Origin of the sequence: Shewanella inventionis, from assembly GCF_019931735.1 — a bacterium.
GTDB classification, from domain to species: domain Bacteria; phylum Pseudomonadota; class Gammaproteobacteria; order Enterobacterales; family Shewanellaceae; genus Shewanella; species Shewanella inventionis.
Map to the genome: position 1 here is coordinate 1430863 of NZ_CP082926.1, position 24769 is coordinate 1455631.

Genomic DNA, 24769 nt, shown 5'->3' on the forward strand with positions numbered 1-24769 from the left:
GTGTTATGAGTGTTGTGAGCTCGAACGATAAAGGCCTGCTGTTTTGTAATTCTTTGATCTATATTGTTTTGTTCTATTTTTGTAAATGATGTAACTCAGTTGTTTAGCAAAAATGGGTTAGGTGCTTATGTCATCAAGTTGTCTTAATTACGAGTTAACTTAAGACGATTATTTGGCCTGTGAATTAGGATGAATGGGTAAATTTTCATTTGAGCATTGTTTCGAAATCGATACGTTAAAGCGATTAATTGCCCAGCATCAGCACCTGTTTAGGCATCAATCTTTAGCCGATTTATATTATCGAGGTGAAAAGTTATCGGTAACAGCCATTGAGCTTGGTCAGCAACAACAAAACTGTCCGACAGTGTTATTTGTGGGGGGCGTTCACGGTTTAGAGCGTATTGGTGCTCAAGTGGTGTTGGCATTTTTAACCAGCTTATTAAATCGACTCCCTTGGGACACGCATTTACAGCAATTGTTGCAACATGTGCGCTTAGCGTTTGTGCCTGTGGCGAATCCGGTGGGTTTTTTACGTGGCAGCCGTGGCAACGGTAATAATGTTGATTTAATGCGTAATGCGCCGATTGATTCTGACGAGGACGTGACATTTTTAGTCGGTGGGCAACGCATATCGCCAAAACTGCCCTGGTATCGAGGCAAAGCAGGGATGGAACTTGAAACCGAAGCACTTGTTAATTACGTCAAACAACTACAGCACCAAAGTAGCAGCGTGATTGCGCTTGATGCCCATTCTGGTTTTGGCTTGTTAGACCATGTGTGGTTTCCCCATGCGCATACACGCCAACCATTTGAGGGTATGGGCTACATATATCGATTAATGCAGTTGTTTGAGTCAGGCTATCCTCATCATGGGCATTATCGTTTAGCGCCGCAAAGCCAATTTTATCGCACTCATGGTGATATTTGGGACTATTTAGTGGCCACTAACTCGAGTGAAAAACCGTTAATTCCGCTCACTTTAGAAATGGGCTCTTGGGCATGGGTGCGTAAAAATCCGCGTCAACTGTTTAACTTTCCAGGTTATTTTAATCCACAGCAATCCCATCGCCATCAGCGTATTTTACGCCGCCATGTTGTATTAATGCAGTTTTTGATTGATGCCGCTTACGCTCAAATTATTGAGCAGACAACGCCCGTACAGTTGATACACTTGACGCAACAAGCTAATCGTTTTTGGTCTAAAAAAGGCTAAATCATGACTACCATCGTGTTATTAAGAGGGCTTATGCGTGACAGTCGCCATTGGTATGGCTTTGATGAGCGATTGAGCCAGCGAGCCGCCACCTCTTTGTTTAATGTGATATGCGTGGATTTACCTGGCAATGGCACCTTGGCCGAACAAAAGAGCCCTATGGTGCTGCAAGATTACTGCGCGGCAGTTTGGCAACAAATAGACGCCGCCTTAATCGCCCAAAATAAACCTTTAGAGCATTCGCCATTGCTACTGGTGGGGTTGTCGATGGGCGGCATGTTGGCTTTAACCTTGGCGGCTCAATATCCTGAGCGAATTAAGCAAGTTGTACTGATTAACAGTAGCGCGGCAAACTTATCGCCCTGGTATCAGCGTTTTCAAGTGGGAGGATTACTGGCCGCGTTAGTAAAGGTATTGACCAATGCGATACAAAACCGTGTATCGGGCAGCCACCCCCAAAAACCGTATCACTGGTTAGAGGCCACAGTGTTAAGGTTTACCAGTCAACAGTCAGCAATACATCCTCAAGTGATTACTGCCTGGAGCAAACTGCGCCAGCAATGTCACACCTCTTTTGGTAATGGCTTACGCCAACTCTATGCCTCGGCGCGTTTTAAGTGTCCTAAATTAACTGGGGTACGGGTTGTGGTGGTGGTGAGTAATCAAGACAAACTCGCCCATCCTAAATGCAGTGAGCAATTAGCACTGTTTTATCGCACTCAGTTACACAAACTGGAAGACTGTGGTCATGATGCAAGCCTTGATAAACCACAGCAATTACAACAGCTGTTAATTGATACGCTTGTTTAACGGGATGAGCCTTGCCATTTTTTTATATCTTGCTGCCAGGCATTGGCGGTAAAGTCGATAAAGGCTCTAACAACGGTTTGTTGGTAACTGCGTGACAGATATACCGCCCATAAAGTTTTACCCGGCGCCGTGGTATTGGGCAGAACTTCGATTAGTTCAGCGCGGCTTAGATAATGGTTTGCCAAATCGGTAGGCAAGCACACTATGCCATTTCCACGCAGAGCAGCATTGATTAATACGCCCATATCGTTAGCCTGTAAATTGCCTGAGATATCCAATAAATGCGAGTGTGAGTCGGCAATAACCTCCCAACGTTGTTGGCTCGAGTGCCGTAAGCAATTGTGTTGTAGCAAATCATTAGGCGCCAAAATGGCGGCATGTTGCGCCAAGTAGTCTGGCGAGGCGCAGATGACGTTGTCGATGTGCATTAAACGTCTAGCAATTAAGCTTTCATCTGGTTGGTGGGTGTAACGCAGAGCGATATCGACCCTGTCGTTGACTAACTGCGAGACATTATCTGACAGTAATAATTGAATATTGACCTGAGGATGAAGACGGCAAAAAGCCTCGACTACATCGTACAGTTTTTGCTGTCCAAGGCCGATAGGAGAGGCGATTCTAATTGTACCAACCAGTTCAGTATTGTGGCTGTGGGCGCGCGCCTCCATGGCGGTGACTTCGCTTAAAATACGTTGGCAGTAATTAAGCGCCTCTTCACCTTGCAAGGTAAGACTCACTCGGCGTGTAGTGCGGTGCAGTAAGCGTAATGCCAGCCATTGCTCAACTTCTTTTATGTGCCGAGAAACCTGTAATCGGCTTAAGCCCAGTTGCTCCGCCGCCTGGGTAAAACTGCCGCAGCTTGCTACTTCAACAAAGCTGCGTATTGCAGATATTTTGTCCATCACATCGTCCTATCTCGACAGCCAATGGCTATAAGCTTTCTATGTTTTCCAACAGGTTATTGGCTTTATTAATAATGGCTTGTTGGGTGTGTTCATCCATTTTTTGCCAGTTTTTATACACCATCGTCATGCGTGGATTACGGTTAAAGTGTTGCTGATGACGCTGAATAAAGTGCCAATATAAACTGTTGAATGGGCAAGCGTTGTCTTCTGTTTTGAGTTTGACATTGTAATGACAGCTTTTGCAATAGTCGCTCATTTTATTCAGGTAGTTGCCACTGGCGGCGTAAGGTTTCGTGGCGACAATACCGCCGTCGGCAAATTGAGTCATACCGCGGGTGTTGGGCATTTCGACCCATTCAATGGCGTCAATGTAAATGCCTAAATACCATTGGTCTACTTCATCTGGATGTAGCCCCGCAAGCAAACTAAAACAACCCGTGACCATTAACCGTTGAATGTGGTGAGCGTAGGCATAGTCGAGTGACTGCTTGATGGCTTGGTGCATGCAATTCATTTTGGTGTTGGCGGTCCAAAAATAGTTTGGCAATGGCCTTTGTGCTTGTAAGGCATTTTTAGTGGCATATTTGGGCATGTTGCCCCAATAAATACCGCGTACATATTCACGCCAGCCCAGTATTTGCCTCACAAACCCTTCAACTTGGGTGAGTGATATTTCTTGTTGATTGGCTTGCCAGTATTGAATCACTTTATTAATTACTTCACTGGGAGAAATCATTTTTGTATTAATGGCAAATGAAAGGCGTGAATGATATAGGCTCCAATCGGCACGGCTGTTTTCGGTCATCGCATCTTGAAAACGCCCAAAACGAATGAGTAAGTGCTGGCAAAAATAATCAAGTAACTGCCTAGATTGACGGCGATTAACCGGCCACAATAATTGGCTTTGTGCTTTACCAATCGTATTGATATTGTGCCGTTTTAGCCGGGCTAAAATAGCGCTGACATCGTTAGCAAATAATAAAGCCGAGGGAATGTCGGCGAGGTCTTGTTGTTTAAAATGCTCGCGGTTTTGCGAGTCAAAATTCCATTGTCCGCCTAAAGGCTCATCGTCTTGCATCAGCACATTAAAGCGTTTGCGCATACGCCGATAAAAAAATTCCATTTTAACGTGTTTGTTAGGTGCAAATTGCGCCTTGATATCGTCAAACGGCAATAAAAAATGCTCGCTGTCATACTTGTTTTTGGTCACATTTGGCCAGGCCAACTCAGCTAACTGTTGTGCTAGGCGATATTCATCTGGCTGTTGGTACTCAAATGCCGTGAGCTGTTTGCTGGTAATGATGTGCTCAAGCAATGCAGGCAAGTCTGGGTAGTGTTGTGTCTCATCTAGCGTAAGGTAAATCACTTGGTGGCCGCAATTAGCTAGGGCATTAGCGAATTCGGCCATGGCGCTAAAAAAGGCACAAACTTTTTGCACATGGTGAGTGGTGTAGGTGGCTTCCTGGCCTAGTTCGGCAATCAAATACACTGTATTTGGGCTAACTTGCTTAAACCAACTGTGCGATGCATTAAGTTGGTCGCCCAAAATGAGTCTTAATGTGGTGGTTTGCGGCAGCAATGTTGGTGAAGCCTGTGTGTAAAGCATAGTCATTACCTTTAATTATTGGTGCCGGCGACAGCGTTCAGAACAATATTTAACGTTTTCCCAGTCTTTAGCCCATTTTTTACGCCAGGCAAAAGGTTGTTGGCACACAACGCAGACTTTGTGTGGCAGATGAGGTTTTTTATGTGTCATGGCGATGGCTCGTACGTTTGGCTTTTGGACGCACATGGCGGTTTAACACTGCCGCAATATGTTGTTTAACTTGTGGTTGTTCACGATATGACCATAAGCGATCGCGGGCAGTTTGTGATGCCACAGTTAAATCAATCATAGGTTCGGGGTAGTCACGGCCTAGAACGATGTCGTTAAAAATCGCCTCCATGGGCGGCTGTAACCATGGCTGGTGGATATAGTCATTGGGTAAGTTGTTAAGCTCGGGGCACCACTGACGAATAAACTCACCGTTAGGGTCCTGATCCTGTGACTGTTTAATGGGGTTATACAGTCTGATGGTGTTAATGCCTGTGACAGAAGCCTGCATTTGCAGTTGTGGGTAGTGAATACCTGGCTCAAAATCGAGAAAATAATTAGCCAAAGGTAAGCTTGCATGTTGCCAAGCAATATTAAGATGGTGGGTCACAAAACTAACCAACATGGCGCGCATTCTAAAGTTAATGTAGCCAGTTTGGCGTAAACAACGCATGCAGGCATCAATAATCGGAATGCCGGTTTGGCCTTCTGCCCAGCGCTGAAGATCATGTTGTACTTGGCTATCAGTGCGGTAGGGATAATCAAGATATCCAGGATTTACTGGGGTAAATTCCATACTGCATTGGCTTTCAAATTTTTGCATAAAATGACAATGCCAGTGCAGGCGCGACATCATGGCGAGTAAGGGTTTTCTCCACGCCTTGTTTGTATTTTTAGCCTCGTTGTAGCGTGTTAATGTGGCTTGATATACCTGCTTTAAACTGATGTTTCCCCAAGCTAAATACGGCGATAAGCGTGAGCAATGAGTACGGCTTAAGCTCGGGCTAGAAATGCTGCGCTGGTAGTTTTTACCTCTGTGAGTCAAAAAACTGTTCAGTATTGCTCTGGCCGCCTTAGGTCCTCCAGATTGAAACTGGTCATTGGGGGTGGTGATGGCATCATCAAGCGTGGGAGCTTGATAGTGATTGAGTGTTTGTATCTGGCATTGCTGCCATTGAGGGATCGCAATAGGGCTGTTCACGACTTGTTGCCAATGTTGATCCCAGGCAATGCGATGTTTACGCCCTCGAACCACGGCGCCTGTGGGGGATTGTTGCCAATGAATATGTTGTTGATTACACCAGTGTGCTACGGCTTTATCGCGCTCAAAACTGTTGTGCAAACCTATCTCTTGATGACTATAAATATTTTTTATTTCAAACTGTTGATGCAACGCTTGCAGCAGGTCGATGATCGGCAGGTCAAAGATGTAGATCTGGCCTTTAAATCGATTTAGCTGTTGATTCATATCCTGCAATGACTGCCACACAAAACGCCAATGGCGTTCGTTGTAATGGGCGTCGGCTAACATAAATGGCTCAAAGGTATAAATCAGCAAACAGGGTAAATCATGATTAAACGCATCGACAAGCGGCTGGTGATCAGACAAACGCAAGTCGCGTTTAAACCAGACGATATTAATAGCTTGTTTGGTCGTGTCGGCCATGGTGGCAAAAATCTCATGCTGAATGAGTAATGAGATACGTGTTAACTCGGGGTTTAGATTGCTTTTAGGTGGGAAAATATAGTTTCGTTTGTGTCTATATTTGAAACAATCATGCGCAATAGGTGTTATTTATCTCGTTAATGATTGCTTATAAACTGGCTCCATCGTTAATTAATAGAGTGAGACAAAACATGAAACTAGCAGTATTAGGCGCAACAGGTTGGATTGGTGGCACAATTACCCAGGAAGCGATTGGTCGTGGTCATGACGTGGTTGCCGTTGTTCGTGACGCCAGCAAAGTGACCCAAGATATTAACGTGCGAACCCTTGATATTACTCAAATGACAGCACAAAACGTTGCAACTGCTTTTGCTGATGTTGATGTGGTCATCGCCTCGGTCAGTGGCCGTGCAGCACAAAATCATGACGTTGTAGCTCAAACTGCAGCTCAGTTATTGCAATATTTACCGCAAGCAGGCTCGCCACGTTTATTGTGGGTTGGTGGAGCAGGTAGCCTAGAAGTGGCACCAGGGGTGACGTTGGTATCAACACCTGAGTTTCCTGAGGAATACAAGGCTGAAGCCATTGCGCAAGGTGAAGCATTAGCAGCATTTCGTGCAACCAAGTCTGCGATAAACTGGACCTTTGTTAGCCCAGCAGCAATGATTTTCCCGGGTGAGTCTGAAGCACCATATCGTTTGGGCGGTGATGAATTCTTTACCGATGCCGCAGGTCAAAGCCGCGTTTCCGTTGTGGACTTTGCTAAAGCCATGGTTGATGAAGCCGAAAATGCCAAGCATATTAACCAACGTATAAGTGTTGCTTACTAAGTGGATGCTTAATCAAAACAGGCCAAAAAGGCCTGTTTTGTGCTTTATTAGGTCTGATCTTTATCGTTCGCTGAACATGAGCTACGTCTCTTGAAACCTATATCGATGTAAATATCACAAATGCTTAATTTAAGAGTAATGCTTTTATCTGCGGTATCACTGCCTTAGTTGCCGTGTAACCAGCATGAATCGCAGCGGCTTTATCATCAAATGCTGCACTGCCATTGGGTTCATAAGTTGGGGCTATTATGATGTCTGCGCTCTTTATTTCTTGCTTCGACAGTCTACAGCTTTGCATTCTAAATACGGCGAGGGTTAACTGAGTTGCCGATGTTTCACTTTGGCCTTGAGTTTGGTTGTGACAATAAATGTCGACAGCAATAACCCTTTTGGCGCCTAAGGTTTTGGCAGCATAAACCGGCACAACACTGAAAACCCCACCGTCGATCAAAATATCCCCCTGGTGCTCAACCGGAATAAACACTCCCGGGATCGTTGATGAAGTTTGTGCTGCATGGCCCGGATCGCCAGAGCGAATGATCACCGTTTTGTGTGTGGTCATGTTGGTTGCGGTAACCGCAACGGGCATCGGCATATCGGCAAGATTGTCATAGTCCACTTGTGCGTTAACCCAATCGGATAGTCTTTTGCCGTTAACTAGCCCCTTTGACGACAACACAAAATCAGCAATATCAGACATTTCTATGTCCTCAATGGCCGCTTGCATCGCATTATTGCTCATTCCTGATGCGTATAAAATGGCGGCGATGGAGCCTGCAGAGGTGCCACTGACTACATCGGGTTTTATTCCTTCTTCTTCTAACGCTTTTATCACCCCCAAATGCATAAAGCCGCGCACACCGCCACCACCAAAAGCAATGCCCAGCTTATGCTGTGTATGTATATTGGGTGAAGTGGCATTAAGATCGTTATAGACATTAGGTGATGCGCAAGCCATTAAAAACACAGTGACAATGGCTAGCACTATGGTGTTAAACATATTGAAAGACATGTGCAAATCACTTTCTCCAAGCGCTTTATGCGATCGTTTTTAGATTAAAGCGACCAGTTTAGTGATGTTTTGTCTAACGATAGCGTCCACAGTTTGGCTGCCATGTCTTGATTAAGTGCGATGCTATCGAGTTTATTTTGATCCACCGGCCCAACAGTATTGGCGCGTTTAGTCGGGCCATAAAGCGCAGCCGATTGCAGCCCTTGCTCTGTTGCACACATCACCTCTGGCCATGCGCCTTTTTCTGCAGATTGTGCTATAACCCGAGACATCACCGCCCATAAAATTTTGTTAAATGTACTGGCAGTATCTTTTAGCAAGTTTGTGCGAGAAGCGCCTGGGTGACACACTTGTACCTCTACGTTTTTGCCTGCCGCTTTTATACGACGCTGTAGTTCGTAACCAAACATCATTTGTGCCAGTTTACTTTGTGCGTATGAGTCCCAAGCGGTGTATTTGTTGTCAAAGTTGAGGTCTTCAAATTTAATGCGCTTAAGGCCCATCTTGTAAGCGTTGCTACCCACCATCACAATGCGACCCTTTGACTCATTGATACGATCAAACAACAGCCCGCAAAGCAAAAAGTGACCAAAGTGATTGACCCCGAGTTGGCTTTCAAAACCATCAACGGTTATTTGTTGCTTTGCTACCTGTGCAATGGCGCCATTACAGATAAGCGCATCGATTGACGGCGTTAAGTTAAGTAACTCGTTTGCCGCAGTGCGCACCGAGCCTAGCTCACCTAAATCGACCTGAATAAAACTTACGTCAATGTGCTGGCCTAGAGACAATTTTAGCGCCTCAATGGCCGTTGCTGACTTATCAGGGTTTCGGTTCATCATCACAACCTTGGCACCTTTACTCAGCAAAATGCGAGATGCCTCAAAGCCTGCGCCGCTGTTGGCGCCAGTGATCACATAGGTTTTCCCCTTAAGTGAGCCAATACGCTCTGGGGTCCAACCTTTTTTACCAAATTGTTTTGTTAGCATATTTGTCATAATCGTTACCTGTGTTGTGATGCCCTGCGATATCACCGTTAATTCATTTGCATGTTGCTTTTTGCGGTAGTATCGTTATCTTGAATGTACTATATCTCTCAATTTTGGCTTAAAATAGGCGTATTAGTGTCTAAAATATGCCTATTTGTATCAATTTTGTTTTTAGGTAAAAGTGATGAGACAAAAAATAAAGCAGTTAGTCGAAAAACGCATTACTGGTGAGGGTATGATTGAAACCAGTATAAAAGGGGTCAGTTTGTTCAGGGTCACTCAGGCCATTCCATGCTCGCCAGCGGTTTATGATCCCACCATCATCGTCATTTTGAATGGCAAAAAAGAGGCGATTCTTGAAGGCGAAAGGTATATCTACGACAACAGCCAGTACATGTGTTGCACCGTTTCTTTGCCCGTAGAGGCAGGCACGCCAGAAGCCTCAGTCGATGAGCCACTACTGGGTGTTTACATCTCACTGAATACTAAAGTAATGACAGAGCTTGCTATCGAAATGGAAAATACCATTGGTACCATTAAACAACCTAAAAGCAGCACACAGCCACAAGGGCTTTCTCTTGCAAACTGGGATGACACCTTTGCGGATGCGCTACTGAGACTATTGCAACTTGATGGCACCTCGGATGCCTCAATACTAGGCGAAAGCCGATTGCGAGAGCTGTACTACGCCGTATTAAAAGGGGACGCAGGGATTTCAGCCAGACGGGCGTTTGGTGTGGGTAATGAGATTGCGCGCTCTATTGATTATTTATCTGTTAACCTGGATAAAAATGTCACCATAGATAATTTAGCCTCGTTAGTGGGCATGAGCCGGGCGGTCTTTCATCGTAAATTTAAACAAGCCACCAGAATGTCGCCTATTCAATTTATGAAATCGATGCGCCTTAACAATGCTGCCATGAGAATCGCCACCGGTATGAATGTCAGTGAAGCTGCGATGAAGGTAGGTTATGTCAGCTCGTCGCAATTTAGTCGAGAATTTAAGCGTATGTATGGCAAGTCGCCTAAGCAATGGAGTCATTCAACCCCCTTACTCGAGTTAGAAGCTAAAATCGCACATTGATACAAATAGGCATGTTTTAGACAGTATATCGCCTAGTTTGATACTGATTTGAGCGTTAAAGTTGTCTGCTTAAAGGTAAAGCAGGGGACTCATTATGAAACAACTCATCTTATCGATAGGAGTAAGCATGGTCATGGCATCAACAGCGGCATCGGCCAGCGGTATCAACAGCGAGTTACATAAACTCGACAATACAGTTCAAGACAGAGAAGGTAATGTGTATCGCACTGTGAGTATTGGCGATCAAGTTTGGCTTGCTGAAAACCTTCGCAGCACTCAGTTTCAAGATGGCTCTGCAGTACGTTCGGGCGCAGTGCCAAATGATGATGCGGCAAACCTATTAACATACGGCCGCTTGTACAACTGGCATGATGTGTCAGATGAACGAAACCTTTGCCCTGCGGGCTGGCGAGTTGCCACCGATGAAGATTGGAAAGTTCTAGAGCGCACCTTAGGCATGCCTGAAGCAGAGGTGCACAAAAACGGTTGGCGCGGCGGTGAGCAGAATATTGGTTTACAGTTAAAAGAGACTCAAGCTGATGGGCTATTTACTACATTCGAACCATCGCTAGTCAATAAACAGCAGTTTTTTGCAAGACCTGCAGGCGTTAAATGGAACGGGTTTTACATTACACAGGGGGCGTACACCGAGTTTTGGACCGCAACCAGTGCAACCGATAACCAAGCTATTATTCGCACACTTGCATACTCGTGGTGGAATGCGCATAAAACTGAAATCCGCCGTGCGACCAGCTCAAAAGAGTATATGTTTTCGGTGAGGTGTGTCAGAATTTAATGCGGGTTTACGTTAAACCAGAAGCTTTGTGAGAAACGCAAACACATCAAGCTTTAGCGCTTTGAGGAGGATGACATGGAAAATGTAATTAAGTCTGTTACAACAACACTGCAAGCTGGGGTTGCTAAGTCAGATGGTAAACTCACTCTGACCACATCACATATCAATTTCGAACCATACAATAAACAGCTTGGCCTTGGCCCATACACATTTGAACTCTCTCACATCATCAAGGTTAAAAAATCTATGGCCAAAGGTGCTGGGATTTTACCTCTCTCTACTGATGCCATTGAGTTAACGTTTACAGATAACCAGATAAAAACATTCATTTTAGCGAATACGGATGAGTGGATGAGGCTATTGACTCCTGCCGGCTAGCAAGCGCATTTATACTAATTAATAATCAGCACAAAAATGTGATCATTCTTGCTGGTTAAAACCGCTTTTAACGTCGTTAGAAATGTTGAAGGTAGAACACGCACGCTGCAATTCTGCCTTATTCTAAGCGATTTTCTACGCAACCTCTGATCGCCTATTTATCCTGATTGGGTATAGATACCCCAAATTTACTCTGATGTGGTTAATTACTCACAGGCACAATCCTGGCTAATCCTAAGTTCGACAATATTATTGGGTTATTTGAGTCTGTTCACCGTGCATTTGACGCATTGTCTCAGGTGGTAGTTAACACCTTGAAAGCTCAAGAGTAATGGAGTTCGAGCTAGAAAAACAGTTAAAACCAATGCCTATATTAACGCTATTATAAATAAAATCTTAATTCTGTTTGCTTGAACGTGTTATTTATTCATGTAAATAGATGTAATAAATTGAGCTCCTCGCAAGGTGATAGTGATCATCGAGCCACAGAATAGGAGTGTTACTCATTATGTCATTTAATCAATTACAGCAAGCGCGTGCCATTGCATTACCGTCAAGAGAAGCCATGTTACGCCGCGATCCATCAGTACATCAGTTTTGGCATACCCATAAAGCATTGTTCAGTGATGCCTGGAACGAGTGGCAACAATCCGAGCAAGATATCTTACTTACACTCGACAGTTCATTACTTGATAAACGTTTACGTGATGCGGTCACTCAAGCATGGCAAGACCCAAGTAAAGAAGTGGCAGTTAAAGAGCTGCTGCAAGAAGTGGCACCTGGTGTATTTGAGTTGCAGTTTTTCGACCCTGAGCGCCTAGCGGATTTGCGTGAATATTTAGAGCGCGTATGGGATGCACAAATTCCATTGCGTCCACCTTATGGCATTGTGCTTAATCGCCGTGGTGCTATGCTCGACAGCCGCTCAGAAGGCTACCTTGCCGCACCAAATTTCCAAGCATTTTATCGTGAAATGTTAAATACTTATATGCGCCCAATCGCGCGGATGCTATTTCCTGAAATTATGGGGTACGACACGCAAACATTTGGTTTTTCGATTCATTATCAGCCAAATACTGACAGCTCTATTCGTCCTCATACGGATGCATCGGCGGTCACATTAAACATTAACTTAAATTTGCCAGACGAAGCCTTTACCGGTTCTGCGGTCGACTTTTTTGATTTGGCTTCAGGGCAAAAACATAGCTTAACCTTTAAATCAGGTACTGCGATGATCCACCGTGGCAATGTGGTTCATGCTGCTCAGCCAATAACAAGTGGCGAGCGCACTAACTTTGTGTTGTGGCTATATGGCGACCGAGGCCAAATACCACCACAAGGTGCTAAGCGACCAGCCATAGATGCAAGCGAACGTTGGACAACACCAACGGCTGCACTGGATAGTTTTGCCCCGTTTTAACTAGTTTATGGCAAAAGGTTAAATATACCCCCTCACTTTGTCCCGGCATTACTTTGAGCCGGGACTCTTTTTTATGGCCTGCGGCCACTAGCGTCGTGGCGCTTAGCCCACACCAGATTAGGGTCGTAAATTACCAACTAACGCAGGTTAATTTAATCGTCGTCCCGGCAATGCTTTTAAGCCGGGATCCAGGTGTTTGCTTTTACTTTTGTACTTATGGCCTGCGGCCACTAGCGTCGTGGCGCCTCGACCATTGCAGATTAGGGTCGTAAATGAACAACTAATGCAGGTTAATTGAACGTCTTCCCGGCAATGTTTTTGAGCCGGGATCCAGGTGTTTGTTTTTGTTCTTTTGTTCTTTTGTACTTATGGCCTGCGGCCTCTAACGTCGTGGCGCTTCGCCCACCAGAGAAAGAGTGTCCAATGAAAGTAAGTCGCTACTTTAGATGCTATCTAACGCATTTTTGGATGCAAAATTTATAAAAATTCAAATATGACTAAATTGAGGTTTTAGGCAACGATACTCAAATGAAATCACTTCTATGACACGCGGTAAACCCATCCATGGGCGCTCTGCGAAAACATCCATGTTTTCGAAGGTCATAGCCGCGATTACATCGGCCGTATAGTTATCTTCGATTCTACCTTATTTGTAATTGGAAGATCTAACGCATTTTTGGATAGAAGCTTGTTAGCGATTTTCTCGTCGTCCCGGCAATGCTTTTTAGCCGGGATCCAGGTGTTTGCTTTTACTTTTGTACTTATGGCCAGCGGCCACTAACGTCGTGGCGCTTCACACATTGCAGATTAGGGTCGTAAATGACCAACTAATGCAGGTTAATTGAACGTCGTCCCGGCAATGCTTTTGAGCCGGGACACAGGTGTTTTGCTTTTTATGGTTTTCGGCCACTAACACTTGAGACAGCAATCCCCCCCCTGCGCGGCCAAATACTGTGTCGTCCCGGTAATGCTCTTGAGCCGGGATCCAGGTGTTTTGTTCTTTATGGCCTGCGGCCAATAACGTCGTGGCGCTTCGCCCACACCAGACCAAGAGGAAACCAACGGCTGTTCCCTCTTGGAACTCCCAGCCGCCACATCAAAATTATCTGAAAAGCGATAATTTCGCGACGTGGTCAGATCCAGCTTTTAACTTCGTCTGAGTGTTCTTTGGCCTTATTCGAAAATGCTAACGCTTCAGATGGGGCGTCCCTTCCCCTCTAAAGCTAGCTCGCCATCCATGGCTAGCTCACGTCATTTTCTTCAACGGCCTCAAGTTCAGAGTTGAATTTAGGCATTTCAAGCTGAGGTATCTAACGTATTTTTGGATAGAAGCTTGTTAGCTGCTTTGTCGTCGTCCCGGCAACGCTTTTGAGCCGGGATCCAGGTGTTTGCTTGTACTTTTGTACTTATGGCCTGCGGCCACTAACGTCGTGGCGCCTCGCCTATTGCAAAGCATATAACTGTAAACAATAAATATGGCCACCCACAATAGTTGATCATCCCCAATCAAATTACAATTCTTCTTATGCTTGATTGATATCAAGGTCCTCTGCTGTGTTGAATTCTGCAAATGATGAATAAACCACTCATTTAACGATAATATTTTAGCCATATTGATAAAAAATGATGAGTTGAGCACATCGACGATGTCTCACAATGAGAACGGGTAAAGTTATTTTCCAAAAAATGGGTGGCAATATTTTTTTAAAGTATAATCTATTTAGCCAAATTAGCTGGAAGCAATTGATAATAAGTTGATGGATACCAAGGATATTTTGTCAATTCACCGTTATAGCCATGGCTCAAGCAATAGTGGGATCACAAGCTTTAGTGGAATTGGTATTAGTTTCAAATGTGCAAATTCGACTTAGAACTTGGGGTCGTTGAAGGCTTTTTACAAAAGGATACGTGAGCTGGCTATGGCCTTTCACGCACATCTGACCGATTAAGATATGGGAAATGTAATACACGATAAAATTTATTCTGTGCAACGCATGTCTTTCACTAAACTGAGCCTTTAAAAGCTGCAGATAAGACAAACATTTACAGCTTCATCATGGTGGTTTGCGAGCCGACCGTCCGACCCACGGACGGGTCGGTCGAGCTACATGGATGTACTAGTGCGTGTCGGTAAGTGAATGCCATGTTGAAGCCAAATAAAACCTTACAGTCTTATTCTTTGCAATGGGCGAAGCGCCACGACGTTAGTGGCCGCAGGCCATAAATCATAGAACGAGAACCCTACGCGCATTATGTATTACCCCATTGATGGCAAAAGGCAATAAAGCTTGTTAACAACGGGCTGTGGTATTTGTCTTTGTGCACTACTAGCCAAAAGGGGCGTTGCATATTGAGCGTATTATTATTGTGAGGTAATTGCAGTTGAGTGACTCGGCCATCATTAATGGCGTACTGCGCGGCTAACGTCGATAAGCACCCTAAACCTAATCCTGCCGCGACACTGTTAATAAGCGCTTCAGTGGTATTGAGCTCAAACACCTCATGCCAAGCCTCAATTTGCGGTGCAATAGTGCGTAAAAAAAACTCCCTTGAGCCTGAGCCCGCCTCGCGTAATACCCATTGTGATTGTTCTAAATCGCTAAATACACATTGCGTTTGCTGACTTATAGCTATATGAGGTGCAGCAATAATGCACATTTGATCGTGACTAAACTGATGGGCAACTAATTCTGGGTGATGGCTTTTACCTTCAATAAGGCCAATGTCTAACTCGTAATCGAGCAGCTTTTGACAAATTAATCGTGAGTTAGAAATCACCACGCTTTGCGAAAAATGCTGTGATTGTTGCCTAAATTGGCTTAGCAACCCCGGAACCACATGATTACCGACGGTATCACTGGCACCGATTTTCAACTGACCTGAAAAAGCGTGGTCTGCATCAAACAATTGGCTGATGTTATTTGCTCTACTAAGCAGCTCATCAGCAAGTGGTAATAGCTTGTGACCTTCTTGGTTGAGAATTAAGCGGTTATTGACCCGGTCAAACAGCGGATGGCCCAACTGCTTTTCTAATTCAGCGAGCGCCATGCTCACAGCCGCCTTAGATAAATACAAAGCCTCGGCTGCGGCTGTTAAGGTGTTGTGCTGTGTAATGCTGCTAAACACGTTAAGTTGTTTGAGTGAGATATTCATAATATTGGTTTGGGTAAATAATAGTGGGCTAGGTGTTTAGTTTTTCTGAACATGTGTTTTATATAATTGGATATATGTAAACAAAGTGCAAGCGTAATATAACGGTATGTCGCGGACAGTGCCGTTGAGGTTGTTATGGTAAACAGAGTAAAACGAAAAATAGTCGGTGTGCCTACACCTATGGCGGGGCTAGCGTTAGGTATTGCCAGTTTAGGCTGGAGCTGGGAGAACGCTGTTGATTTACAACACTATGGCCAATGGATTAGCGCCGCGATTGCCAGTGTGTTATTGCTGATATTAGCCAGTAAATTTGTATTACATCATGATCTACTGCGCCAGGATGTTGCCCATCCTGTGGTGGGCAGTGTGGTGCCGACTTTTGCCATGGCATTGATGGTGGTGTCTAATTCGCTGGGTTATGCCTCAGCCATGGCCGGTGATTTATTGTGGTGCTTTGCGGTCATACTGCACATCAGCTTTTTAGTCGGGTTTATTTATCATCGCAGTAAGCAGTTTTCATTATGCCAAATGATACCCAGTTGGTTTATTCCGCCGATTGGGATAGTGGTTGCCGATGTGTCTTTTTCGGGCAATGCGCACTTAATGTGGGTGGCTCAATCGGCACTTGTTTTTGGCATGCTAAGTTATGCGGTGATGTTACCTATGATGATTTATCGGCTAATGTTTACCGAGCAAGTGCCAGATGCCGCTAAGCCGACATTAGCCGTTTTAGCCGCGCCAGCAAGTTTATCGTTAGCAGGCTATTTAACCATTAGCTCACAGCCGTCACCGGTGATTATTGGTTTGTTATTTGGTATTGGTGTGTTGATGACTAGCATTATTTATTTATCATTTTTTAAACTGATGCGTTTACCGTTTAGCCCTGGTTATGCTGCATTTACCTTCCCGATGGTGATAGGGGCTACGGCATTATTTAAAGTGGCAGATTGGATGCAAAGCATGGATGTTGGCGCAGAATATATTGCCCAGGTGCGAGGTTTAGCTGAGTTTGAATTAGTTGTTGCGACTGTGGTTGTCAGTTATGTTTGTATGCGTTATTTACATTTTTATCAGCCCAGAAAACTAGTTTCTGCATAAGTGAGTGGTTATGACCCCAGCCATTGATATAACCAAAAAGCACAAGATTGATTTTAAGGTGCACGAGTATCAACATGATGCCAGTAGCGAGTCCTATGGCTTAGAGGCTGCACAAAAATTAGCGTTGCCAGCCGAGCAAGTCTTTAAAACCTTGGTGGTGAGCCTTGATAATCAAAAATTAGCGGTGGCAGTAGTGCCAGTGTCTTCGATGTTGAGCATGAAGTTAATGGCCAAAGCCGCGGGGGCTAAAAAAGCCCATATGGCTGAGGCAATAGCGGTTGAGCGTTCCAGCGGTTATGTACTTGGCGGCGTAAGCCCATTAGGACAAAAAAGACGCTTAGCCACGGTGATTGACGCTTCTGCACTGCAATTTGAGCACATTTATGTCAGCGCCGGCAAAAGGGGTTTAGATATTTCACTTAAACCCGATGATTTACAACGCCTACTCAATGCGACATTTGCCGATATTTGCGCCTAATAAAAAGCGATATATCCCTTTACACCTCCAATAAAAAGCGCATTACTGATTTATTCTGGCCTTAAACTCAGCTTGAGTTTGTGGGCTTGCTTTTTGGTACCAGTAATCAAGCATATTACTCACTTCTTGTTGATCTACTACGGCATCTGTTTTATGCAGTTCTTGTGCTGTAGATTCTGCTATTGCCGATGCGTTTGTGTTAGTTGTCGCTGTCGGCTTGAGTGCAACAGAGGCTGCATTCCAGGCTGCGATGGCGCCAGAGGCATTATACTTAGCTATTTCAGTTTCAAAGTCACGGCCTATTTGAAGGCCTGATTTCATCAATTTATCTTGCGTAAACTCAATTGCTTGGCCTGCTTGATTAGTTAAGGTTATCTGTGGTTGTTGATTAAATTGTGTCGCACTGCTTTGTGAGCGGATGCTGGGTAGTGATAATTGATAGTCTTGGTCACTCGCGGCAAAACGCAAAATAATTACGTCTGAGCTAAAGCTATGTTGACTACCTTGATCTCTAAAGCGGGCATGATAGCGAAAGGCGATTTGTTGCAGCCCCTGTGGAGTGTTGATGTCTAAGGCAACTTGTTGCTGCTCAGTAGCAACACCATTTACCAATACCGTATTGGCATTGTCAGGTAACAGTAATGTGGCGGCAGATGTGTTTGTGCAAATTAACAAGGTTATTAAACTAAAGAGTAATCGCATAAATAGCGTCCTGGTTTTGTGGTGTAATGCTTTGGCTGTATTGCAGATTATTCTGCAAATTGGGGGCGATACTTTTCAGGCAGTTCAAAGACTTTTTGCTTAGCCGTTAACGGGCACTTAAACGTAAAATAACACGAGGTTAATTTAAGGTCGGGCGAAGTGTTATCAGCCTCGCCGTGTAATCGGTCACCCACCACCGGATGGCCTAAGCTGGCCATATGAATGCGAATTTGATGCTTTCGCCCCGTGTCGATTTTGACCTGCACTTTAGATTGATTGAGCCCTGAATGATAAGTGATTAATGTTGCATGAGACAGCGCTGGCTTGTTATCGACAGGGGTGTCAATTTGTACCGTTTCACTGGAAAACTTGCCGTGAACAATTACTTCGTAGTGTTTTTCTAATGCGCGCGTTTCAAATAATTTAGCGATAGCGGCAGTGGCTTTTTTACTGTGTCCGAGAATTAATAGCCCTGTGGCAGCACGGTCAAGACGATGAATTATAAATGCATTGCGCTGTGGCTGCATGTTTAGCTCAGCAAAACGATTAATGGTAGTGTGGTCGCTCCACTTTGACCCCTGGCAGCGCATGCCGTAAGGCTTGTACCATACACTGTAGTCAGTTTCATCAAATAACAGCTCTGCAGGTGTGACTTGTTCATCGAGTATGTGTTGATTGTAATAAAGGTGCAGTTTATCGCCCGCTTGCAGTGGTTTTTTGGCCCGCCGAATACGGTTGGTTTGTTTACCATGGCTGTGCCAAATAGCGCCTTTTTGCATGGCATCTTTTAATACTTGCTTACCTAAACCACTTGCTTGCGCCAAAAGCTCAATGGCATCCGTAGTTTGCTCAAGGATATCAATATGGAATTCGGTTTTATTGGTCATTAATTGGGTTAACTCTAACAATCTGGATGTTTAGCATCGATAACATGAAATGTTACCTTATTTACTGCCTCATTGTTAATTTACCTCACTCAGATTGATGAAACTTTCTCTACAGTTACGTATCATCTGTGGTTAAGTTGTTTTAGCATAATGTGTTAACGCATAGCATTCATTTGGAGTAGGAAATTTGGAACACTTGGTTTGGGATCTTAATCCTGTTTTGGTCTCGTTTATGGGATTAACTGTACATTGGTACGGTGCACTGTTTGCGCTAGCCATTGCGACGGGTTTTCAAGTGATGAAGCACTTTTATAAAAAAGAAGGCTTAGACCTTGAGTCGCTTGATAATTTATTAGTGTATTGCGTTGTGGGTATTATTGTTGGTGCACGCTTAGCCCACTGTGTTTTTTATGATCCTGCTTACTACTTTGCTAATCCACTTAAAATATTAGCTATTTGGGAGGGCGGTCTAGCCAGCCATGGTGGCGGTTTAGGTGCCATATTGGCCTTGTATTATTATCAACGCCAAGTGAAACTGCCGTTTTTGTTTTTGCTTGATCGTCTAGCCATAGCAACAGCAATATTTGGCTTTTTTGTGCGTATGGCTAACTTTGCTAACTCTGAAATTTTAGGCGAGCCGACCACTCAGCCTTGGGGCGTTATTTTTAAACGGGTTGATATGTTGCCGCGCCACCCGGCGCAGCTGTATGAGTCACTCGCGTACTTAGTGATTTTTATTGGCCTTTACGCCATATACAAATACACCAATATGAAGCAAAAACACGGTGCCATTTTTGGGGTGTTTTTAGTGTCGGTATTTAGTGCACGTATTGCGATAGAAAGCGTTAAAGTCAGCCAGGCTGCTTACCATGAGTCGATGTTAAGTGCTGGCCAATGGCTAAGTTTGCCATTTTTATTAACTGGTGTGGTGTTGTTAGTGATGGCTTATCGCAAGCAACGCTAGCCGTAGGTGGTGAACCTAATAAAAACGTCCTATTGCAGCGGCAATAGGACGTTTTTTATATTAGCTGTTTTAAGTTACATCCCAGCAGGTAAATACTTAAAGCGCTTCATTTGTTCGTAATGGGTATCAACAATGCGTTTGACTTGCTCTGGTGAGAGCTGTGATTGCCATTGATGCTTACCGCCTTTTCTAAAGAAGGCATTGGCATTTTCATGCTTTTCAACAAATCCACGTTTGGCTTCTTGAGCTTTTAATTGGGCAAATGATGAATGCTTAATGGCATTTTTGAGCCTTGCAGGATCTTTCTTTAAACCTAAAAATGACTCAACTTTGCGGAAGGCTTTTTTAGGGTCATCTAGCATGTCTTCGTAACGTAAAATGAGCTTTGAGGTATCGTCGCTTGTCCAGCTCGATACATGCATCGACCACGAGGTAATAATTTGTGGAACATGCGCTGCCTCGTTTGGGGTACCTGTCATTTCTTCTGCCATGTAGGCAATGGCTTCATCTATGGTGTAATCAAAGTAATTAGCCATCGAAATCACCACATCGAGTGGATTACGCACAACATAAATCGCCCCAGAGGTAACAGAAGAGTTATGCAATGGTTGGCCGTTGTACTCGCCTAAATAGTTGTGGGTTTTTACAAATGTGGTGCCTTGTGCTTGATGGGCGATGTCGGCTTGCACTTGAGGGCGTAAAACACTGACTTCTTCTAAGGAAAGCTCTGTGGTTGCGGCTTTATCTTTTGGTAAATAAGCTTGATAACGATGCGCTGCTGATTCGGCTGTAGAAATGGTGTGCATCGTATTAATGTCGATAGGCTGATCTTGATTTTGAATGTAGTTCTCTAAAAACGCGCGTACCCAAGTGTTACCCGATTTAGGGTAAGAGGCCACCCAAAGTATGTTTCCCATTCGTAATCCTTTGTTGTTATTTTTACGTCTTTCAATGCGGTTAAAACTACCGATAATTCAGCAAAATGGCAAGTTTAGTGCGTCACTGGTAAGAGTTAACCGTATCGATAATATCGCTGTTTAGTAAAAATAATACTTCACTTTACTGTGGGTAATATATGGATGTAATATTAATGTTAAATATTAAGCGCGAGCTTGCTGTATCTGGTTAATAAGGAGAGGGTAAATGGATGTTAATGCAACTTTGGTTGGGCAAGTGATTATTGTTTTTGCGTTAATTATGGGCTGTATTTGTTATTACTTAGGTCGTCGTAAAACGCAAACGCCGGTTTTAGCTGGTGTGATTGGTGCAGGGTTATCGATAGTGCCTATTTTAGGTTTGGTTTACCTGGTTGTGCTTGTGCTTAAAAAAGATATCGAGATCGCGCCAACAGTGGTTAATGGATAATCGTTAATCGTTTTTAGTGTAAATAATGGTTAACTGTAATGTGATACAAAACCAAAATGCCTCGTCCTAATTAGGACGAGGCATTTTTCGTTCATAATTAAAACTATGCCACTGTCAGTGTGTGTTGTGACTTTTCTGCTTTAACTGAACACACCTTAAACTCAGGGATTTTTGCAATAGGGTCTAATGCATTAATCGTCAGTTTATTTGCGGCAGATTCGGCAAAGTGGAAGGGTAAAAATAATACCCCGACTTGCGCTCGTTTAGTAACAAAAGCTGCGATTTCAATGGCGCCTCGGCGCGTGCTGAGGGTTAACATATCACCATTTTTCACCCCAAGTTGCTCGGCGTCATATACCGAAATCATCACTCTTGGCGCCCCTTTAATATCAAGCTCAGGGGTTTTACGGGTCATGGTGCCGGTATGGAACTGCTCCAATAAACGCCCTGTAGACAAGATTAGTGGGTAGTCGCTATCGGGCATTTCGGCAGGGAATTGATAACTGACAGGGATCATGCGGCCTTTACCGCGTAAAAAGGTTTCTCTATGTAAAACCGGTGTGCCGGGATGGTTCTCATCAAAACATGGCCATTGCAAACCATCCACTTTATGCTCGAGACGTTGCCAAGTTAAGCCTTGATATTGCGGGGTAACTTGGTTGATTTCGTGCCAAATATCCTTGGCGCTTTGATATTGCCAATTGGCATCGAGTTTATTGGCGATCATTTGGATGACTTGCCAGTCGAGCATTGCATCACCCGGTGGGGTTAATGCTACCCGAAGTTGTTGTACTCGGCGTTCGGTGTTGGTGAAGTGACCTTGTTTTTCTGCAAAGGCGCTGGCAGGCAATACTACATGCGCCATTTGGGCGGTTTCGGTTAAGAAAATATCTTGCACGACCATAAAGTTAATTTTTTCGAGTGCGGCAATCACATGGGCCTGATCTGGGTCGCTCAGTACTGGGTTTTCGCCCAATATATACAAGGCATCGATTTTATTTTTGACGATGGCATGCATGATTTCTGTAGCGGCATAACCGGGTGTCGAAGGCAATGAGTTGTTACCCCATGCATGGGCAAATTTGGCGTTATTGGCGGGGTTATTAATTTTTTGATAACCCGGATAAAAATCGGGTAACGCGCCCATATCACAAGCGCCTTGCACGTTACTTTGACCACGCAGTGGGTTTAATCCGCCGCCGACCACGCCGATGTTGCCACAGAGTAATTGTAAATTAGAGGTCGAGACTACGTTGTCATAGCCGGTGGTATGTTGGGTGATCCCCATTGCATAGTACATGGCCGTTTTGGTTGCGGTACCAATCATTTTTGCCATCTTGGCAATGTCTTCAGCACTGACACCGGTAAGTAATGCCGCATTTTTAAGATTGTAAGCAGGTTTGAGCACTTCTTGCTTAAGCAATTCGTAATATTCAACCCGATTATCAATGTAATCTTGGTCTTGCCAATTATTAAGAATAATTTGCTGCATGATAGCGTTGAGCAGCATCACGTCTGTGCCGGGTTTATGGGAGACATAGAGGGTGGCGCTGTCTGCTATGGTGGTTTTTTTAGGGTCTGCGACAATTAAGCGCGCACCATGCTGGCTGACAGCACGTTTAATGTGAGAGGCAATAATAGGGTGAGCGCTGGTGGTATCTGAGCCGATAATAAAAATAACATCAGATTCTTTTATGCTTGGAATATCATTGGTCATTGCCCCACCACCAATGGTGTCGAATAAGCCTGCAACTGATGATGAATGACACAATCTTGCGCAGTGGTCGATGCTGTTAGTGCCCATAATGCTACGAGTAAACTTTTGCATTAAATAGTTTTCTTCGTTGGTGCATTTTGCTGAAGATAACGCGGCAAATTTACTTGGCCCAGCGGCCTCTTTAATCGGCTTAAGTTGCTCGGCAATGTAGTTAATGGCTTCGCTCCAGCTTGCCGGTTGTAACTGACCATTTTTACGGATTAACGGTGTGGTAAGACGCTTAGGGCTGTTTAAAAAGTCAAAACCAGAGCGGCCTTTTACGCATAACATCCCTTCATTAACCAGTGAGTTGTTGTCGCCAGTGACGCGCATTACGCGGTTTTTGGCTTGATCAACATGAAGCTCAACCCGGCATCCCACACCACAATAAGTACATACTGTTGAGGTTTTGGTTAGCGCTCGGTGTGTACCTTGAGTTTTATCTCTGGCATCGACTAATGCACCCGTTGGGCACACTTGTACACAGTTACCACACTGCACACAATCGCTGTCGTTCATTGATGCGCTAAAGCCGACGCGTGGTGCATTTCGGCGACTGTCTGTTGTGCCGGCTGCATCGGGTAGTGCTTGGTAACTATTGGGCGCAAAGCTAATCACATTATGGCCACTTTGCTGATGGCAAGCTTCAACGCAGGCACCACAACTGATGCAGCGATTGGCATCAAAGGTGATAAACGGGGCGCTATTATCGACTTTAAATTTACGGGCGCGGGGCTGTTCAATACTATTACTATCGACTTTATATTCGGTGGCATAGTCGCGTAATTTACAGTCTGTGTTGGCTTGACAGGCACATTCTAGGCAGCGCAGTGCTTCTTGCATTGCTTTATCTGGTTTAAAACCGAGTTCAACTTCTGCAAAGTTAACCGTGCGTATGAGTTGGTTTAGCTCGGGCATTTTTAAACGCGGACGTTTCGAGGTGTCTGGGTATAATTCAGGATAAGTATTTGCCGCTAACGATGCGGTTTTTTTTGCTTTACGTGAGTTAAATTGTTGTGGCTCTAAATGGCAGGTTAAGCCTTCTTTAAGTAAACCTTCAATCGCTTCAGCGGCTTTGCGGCCGTCTGCAACCGCGGCTACAGCTGTGCCAGGGCCGGTGCGAGAATCACCAATAACAAACAGTTTTTCAACCCCAGCAGACATGGTTTGCTCACACCCTAAGAAAGTATGCCAACGGCTCAGAGCGATGTGGCCAGTGTCTATTTGATTTTCGGGTTGTTCTAAAAAGTCTAAATCGACTTGTTGAGATACCGCAGGGATCACTGTGTCGAAGGCTTCTTTAAAGGTTTCGCCAGTGGCTTTAGGCGAACGTCTGCCTGATGCATCTGGCTCACCCAATGCCATTTTTTCAAAAGTGACGGCACAGACACGGCCCTGGTTGTCGCTGTGGTTTTCGATTGGATTTGTCAGAAAATGAAACTTAACCCCTTCAACTTCAGCCTCGTGGATTTCGTAAGGTTCGGCGGGCATTTCTTCGGGGCTACGACGATAGATTAGGGTGACATCGGCGCCATCTCTAAGTGCGGTGCGGGCACAATCGATAGCGGTATTTCCGCCGCCTATGACGGCCACTTTTTTACCTGTGATTAATTTTTTGTCGGTGCAATAATCGCGTAAGTAATCGACACCTAAATAGTAATGCCGCTCG

The 24769-nt window shown here is 44.5% G+C and carries 21 protein-coding genes and 1 pseudogene; 11 read left to right on the forward strand and 11 right to left on the reverse strand.

Features of this window, described 5'->3' with window-relative positions:
- Nucleotides 1-193: 193 nt before the first annotated feature.
- Nucleotides 194-1213, forward strand: a complete 1020-nt coding sequence (locus tag K8B83_RS06535) for a DUF2817 domain-containing protein (RefSeq protein WP_223419319.1) — start codon at nt 194-196, stop codon at nt 1211-1213.
- Nucleotides 1214-1216: 3 nt separating this feature from the next.
- Nucleotides 1217-2023 carry an alpha/beta fold hydrolase gene (locus K8B83_RS06540; protein WP_223419321.1) on the forward strand — a complete coding sequence of 269 codons (807 nt, stop codon included), beginning with the start codon at nt 1217-1219 and terminating at the stop codon, nt 2021-2023.
- On the opposite strand, the gene K8B83_RS06545 is transcribed toward K8B83_RS06540, so the two are convergent.
- Genes K8B83_RS06545 through K8B83_RS06560 form a run of 4 tightly spaced genes read right to left on the reverse strand, consistent with a single transcriptional unit; the run spans nt 2020 to nt 6188 of the window.
- The gene (locus K8B83_RS06545) at nt 2020-2925 is read right to left on the reverse strand and encodes a LysR family transcriptional regulator (RefSeq protein WP_223419322.1); all 906 of its coding nucleotides are present in this window, start codon (nt 2923-2925) and stop codon (nt 2020-2022) included. The genes K8B83_RS06540 and K8B83_RS06545 overlap by 4 nt on opposite strands.
- Nucleotides 2926-2953: 28 nt before the next feature.
- On the reverse strand, nt 2954-4534 hold the full coding sequence (locus tag K8B83_RS06550) for a cryptochrome/photolyase family protein (RefSeq protein ID WP_398410447.1): 1581 nt from the start codon (nt 4532-4534) through the stop codon (nt 2954-2956).
- Nucleotides 4535-4549: 15 nt separating this feature from the next.
- Nucleotides 4550-4720 (reverse strand): DUF2256 domain-containing protein, encoded by a 171-nt coding sequence (locus K8B83_RS06555; protein WP_398410450.1) that lies wholly within the window; start codon nt 4718-4720, stop codon nt 4550-4552.
- Complete coding sequence (locus K8B83_RS06560) at nt 4674-6188, reverse strand: cryptochrome/deoxyribodipyrimidine photo-lyase family protein (protein ID WP_223419328.1); 1515 nt, start codon at nt 6186-6188, stop codon at nt 4674-4676. The genes K8B83_RS06555 and K8B83_RS06560 overlap by 47 nt, the downstream gene beginning before the upstream one ends.
- A gap of 191 nt (nt 6189-6379) precedes the next feature.
- Here K8B83_RS06560 and K8B83_RS06565 point away from each other — a divergent pair, with 191 nt between their 5' ends.
- Nucleotides 6380-7018: an NAD(P)-dependent oxidoreductase gene (locus tag K8B83_RS06565; protein ID WP_223419329.1), complete on the forward strand. Its 639-nt coding sequence runs from the start codon at nt 6380-6382 to the stop codon at nt 7016-7018.
- Nucleotides 7019-7142: 124 nt separating this feature from the next.
- On the opposite strand, the gene K8B83_RS06570 is transcribed toward K8B83_RS06565, so the two are convergent.
- A complete protein-coding gene (locus tag K8B83_RS06570) occupies nt 7143-8030 on the reverse strand; it encodes a patatin-like phospholipase family protein (protein WP_223419331.1) in 888 nt (295 codons plus the stop codon).
- A gap of 44 nt (nt 8031-8074) precedes the next feature.
- Nucleotides 8075-9028 (reverse strand): SDR family oxidoreductase, encoded by a 954-nt coding sequence (locus tag K8B83_RS06575; RefSeq protein WP_223419333.1) that lies wholly within the window; start codon nt 9026-9028, stop codon nt 8075-8077.
- Nucleotides 9029-9203: 175 nt separating this feature from the next.
- Here K8B83_RS06575 and K8B83_RS06580 point away from each other — a divergent pair, with 175 nt between their 5' ends.
- The 4 genes from K8B83_RS06580 to K8B83_RS06595 all read left to right on the forward strand — a co-directional run bounded on the left by K8B83_RS06580 (nt 9204) and on the right by K8B83_RS06595 (nt 12697).
- Nucleotides 9204-10103, forward strand: a complete 900-nt coding sequence (locus K8B83_RS06580) for an AraC family transcriptional regulator (protein WP_398410455.1) — start codon at nt 9204-9206, stop codon at nt 10101-10103.
- Between the two features lie 94 nt (nt 10104-10197).
- The gene (locus K8B83_RS06585) at nt 10198-10899 is read left to right on the forward strand and encodes a fibrobacter succinogenes major paralogous domain-containing protein (RefSeq protein ID WP_223419336.1); all 702 of its coding nucleotides are present in this window, start codon (nt 10198-10200) and stop codon (nt 10897-10899) included.
- A gap of 75 nt (nt 10900-10974) precedes the next feature.
- Nucleotides 10975-11277, forward strand: coding sequence for a hypothetical protein (locus tag K8B83_RS06590; protein WP_223419338.1), 303 nt, complete (start codon nt 10975-10977; stop codon nt 11275-11277).
- 508 nt (nt 11278-11785) lie between these two features.
- Nucleotides 11786-12697 (forward strand): 2OG-Fe(II) oxygenase family protein, encoded by a 912-nt coding sequence (locus K8B83_RS06595; protein ID WP_223419340.1) that lies wholly within the window; start codon nt 11786-11788, stop codon nt 12695-12697.
- Between the two features lie 2250 nt (nt 12698-14947).
- On the opposite strand, the gene K8B83_RS06600 is transcribed toward K8B83_RS06595, so the two are convergent.
- Entirely contained in the window at nt 14948-15850 is a 903-nt protein-coding gene (locus K8B83_RS06600) for a LysR substrate-binding domain-containing protein (RefSeq protein WP_223419341.1), read from the reverse strand.
- A 135-nt stretch (nt 15851-15985) separates the two neighbouring features.
- Here K8B83_RS06600 and K8B83_RS06605 point away from each other — a divergent pair, with 135 nt between their 5' ends.
- A complete protein-coding gene (locus K8B83_RS06605) occupies nt 15986-16948 on the forward strand; it encodes a TDT family transporter (RefSeq protein ID WP_223419343.1) in 963 nt (320 codons plus the stop codon).
- 10 nt (nt 16949-16958) lie between these two features.
- Complete coding sequence (ybaK, locus tag K8B83_RS06610) at nt 16959-17426, forward strand: Cys-tRNA(Pro) deacylase (protein WP_223419344.1); 468 nt, start codon at nt 16959-16961, stop codon at nt 17424-17426.
- Between the two features lie 42 nt (nt 17427-17468).
- Here ybaK and K8B83_RS06615 read toward each other — a convergent pair whose 3' ends face one another.
- Together K8B83_RS06615 and K8B83_RS06620 are read right to left on the reverse strand one after the other, a co-directional pair.
- Nucleotides 17469-18128 (reverse strand): YccT family protein, encoded by a 660-nt coding sequence (locus K8B83_RS06615; protein ID WP_223419346.1) that lies wholly within the window; start codon nt 18126-18128, stop codon nt 17469-17471.
- 47 nt (nt 18129-18175) lie between these two features.
- On the reverse strand, nt 18176-19015 hold the full coding sequence (locus K8B83_RS06620; protein ID WP_223419347.1) for a pseudouridine synthase family protein: 840 nt from the start codon (nt 19013-19015) through the stop codon (nt 18176-18178).
- A gap of 187 nt (nt 19016-19202) precedes the next feature.
- On the opposite strand from K8B83_RS06620, the gene lgt reads away from it, so the two are divergent.
- The gene (gene lgt / locus K8B83_RS06625; protein WP_223419349.1) at nt 19203-19979 is read left to right on the forward strand and encodes a prolipoprotein diacylglyceryl transferase; all 777 of its coding nucleotides are present in this window, start codon (nt 19203-19205) and stop codon (nt 19977-19979) included.
- A 74-nt stretch (nt 19980-20053) separates the two neighbouring features.
- On the opposite strand, the gene K8B83_RS06630 is transcribed toward lgt, so the two are convergent.
- Nucleotides 20054-20896, reverse strand: coding sequence for a sulfotransferase domain-containing protein (locus tag K8B83_RS06630; RefSeq protein ID WP_223419350.1), 843 nt, complete (start codon nt 20894-20896; stop codon nt 20054-20056).
- Nucleotides 20897-21122: 226 nt separating this feature from the next.
- On the opposite strand from K8B83_RS06630, the gene K8B83_RS06635 reads away from it, so the two are divergent.
- Nucleotides 21123-21344 carry a hypothetical protein gene (locus K8B83_RS06635; RefSeq protein WP_223419352.1) on the forward strand — a complete coding sequence of 74 codons (222 nt, stop codon included), beginning with the start codon at nt 21123-21125 and terminating at the stop codon, nt 21342-21344.
- A 103-nt stretch (nt 21345-21447) separates the two neighbouring features.
- Here K8B83_RS06635 and fdhF read toward each other — a convergent pair.
- Nucleotides 21448-24756 (reverse strand): annotated as a pseudogene (fdhF, locus tag K8B83_RS06640) (formate dehydrogenase subunit alpha); the annotation flags it as partial.
- Nucleotides 24757-24769 lie beyond the last annotated feature (13 nt).